Origin of the sequence: Nocardia sp. CY15 (genome assembly GCF_009829295.1) — a bacterium.
Classification (GTDB): Bacteria; Actinomycetota; Actinomycetes; order Mycobacteriales; family Mycobacteriaceae; genus Nocardia; species Nocardia sputi.
The window spans coordinates 1-1,950 of sequence record NZ_VUOT01000084.1 but is presented as its reverse complement, the minus strand read 5'-3'; the positions used below and the strand labels follow the sequence as shown (position 1 = coordinate 1,950).

Here is a 1,950-nt window from a genome sequence, read left to right as displayed (position 1 = left end):
GATGTTGCTGTCCTGGACCGCCAGCAGTATGGGGCGGTGGGCGATCCTGCCCGCGTCGCGGCCACTGCGCCCCGGTAGGTCCTCGGGTGTCATCGGGTCGCTCCCCATGTTCCGAGCGCGGCCCAGCAGCACCGTCCGCTCGACTCGCCCGTGCCGGGGCTGGCGGCGGGGGCGGGGGCGGGGGTCCAGTCCTGGGCGACCGTCAGGCCGGGGCCGAGCAGTTCCACCCCTGTCAGCATGGTCGTGACTTCGCGGGTTGCGCGGGGCCGCAGTGTCAGGTTGTGCTCGGTGTAGACGGCGGCTGCGCGGCGGGCGACATCGGTGACAGTGCCGGTACAGATGTGGGTGACCGCCACGTACCCACTCGCCAGTGCGGCGACCAGTTCCGCGATCACCTGTCCGGGTGCGTCGAGTTGCTCGAGGACCAGCGACCCGAACACCAGCGCGATCGGTTCGCCGGGGTTGAGCCCGCCTGTCGGGCCGCGTGGGTGGCCGATGGCGGCCAGGATCGCGGCAGGGTCGCTCGGATCGGCCTGCGCGAACCGGGATTCGGTCTCGAGCAGGGCGCGCCCATACGCGGACACGAGCGTGTCGTGATCGAGGTAGAGGACGTGGGCGGCTGGGTTGATCTCGCGAGCGACGTTGTGCACGTTGCGTTTGCGCGGATATCCGCATCCGATGACCACGAACTGTGAGACCCCCGCCCGCGCCAGCTCCGCTACCGCGCGCAGCAGGAACATGTGCCCGGCGTGGACGCTGGCCCGGAATCCCGGCGCGCGACGGTCCAACAGCGCGGTCATGTCGCGGTCGCAGGCAAAGTTGTCCTTGCCGGATATCTGGTCGGGGTCGTAAGGACGGTCGAGGTCGGCGGGCAGCAGAGCATCGAGGACGCGAGCGTGGGTCGGCCCCGACAGCTCGGCGTTGAGCGCGCGCTCACGCGCCCGGATCGTGTCCGGGTCCCAGGCCAGTTGGGTTGTCTGACCGCAGGTGGGGCACATCACCAGTACGTCACCACCGACTGCATCCAGTCAAGGAACCCGTCGTAGTCGACCTCGGCCGATACTTGCATCGGGCGTCCGTACGGGTTGCGGTACAGGCGCGCGTCGTGGCCGATGCGGATCCGTTCGCTGGTGAACTTCACGAACGGATAGCCGAGGGCGGCGGACAGGGTCAGTGGGTCATGCATCCAGGAGCCGTTCTTGATAGCGAACCAGCGGTGGAAATGCGTGGACAGCCATCGCGCCCACTCCGGGGCGGAATCGGCGTCCAGGGCATCGGCCAGCGCCCAGTCCTCGGTCACCCGGATCGCGGGATGGTTGGTGTGCTCCGACATCACCAATCTGGGGCGGGGCAGTACTCGCAGGGCGAGGCCGGCTGAACTCATGTCGGTGTGGAAGTTGTGCGAGGCGCGTTCGAGGTCGCGGTAGTGGTCGAGCCATCCGCCCATCTGGGTGACGATCAACTGCTCGGCGTACTCCGGTGCGGCGGTGAGCAGGGCGGCCAGCTCGGCCATCGGACCGCATCCCACCCACCGCACCGGACCGTCAGCCGAGGCGATCATGTCGGTGAGGACATCGATCATCGCGTGGTGACGGTCCTCGCGTTCCTCGGGTGTGGGGCGTATGTAGTCGGGGATCTGTTGGCCGGGATCGGGCAGGAACCGGCGCTTGCCGCCGAGGTCGATACCTTCGATGACCGGTACCTCGCTGCGGTCGAGCCAGTCCAGTACGCGGCGGGCGAACTGTGCGCGCAGGCCGCCGACCTCATCCGCGGTGACGACCACCAGCTGGCTCGGCGGCACCAGCCGCGCCGCGATCACCAAGGCCACGAAATCGTCCGGGTCATAGGCGATGTCGGTCGCGACAGCATCACGAGGCCACCGGTCGCGGGTTCGGGTTGGACGGTCCACAGGTCGGTCGAGGGGACATGGTCGGGCATGGTCGGTTCTCC

2 protein-coding genes are annotated in these 1,950 nt (G+C 68.7%); both read right to left on the bottom strand.

Annotated features, from left to right (window positions below):
* Nucleotides 1–89: 89 nt before the first annotated feature.
* Nucleotides 90–998: an SAM-dependent methyltransferase gene (locus GVY39_RS33655; protein ID WP_236565827.1), complete on the bottom strand. Its 909-nt coding sequence runs from the start codon at nt 996–998 to the stop codon at nt 90–92.
* Nucleotides 998–1,828, bottom strand: a complete 831-nt coding sequence (locus GVY39_RS33650) for a nucleoside hydrolase (RefSeq protein WP_159989407.1) — start codon at nt 1,826–1,828, stop codon at nt 998–1,000. Before GVY39_RS33650 ends, GVY39_RS33655 begins: the two co-directional genes overlap by 1 nt.
* Between the last annotated feature and the right edge of the window lie 122 nt (nt 1,829–1,950).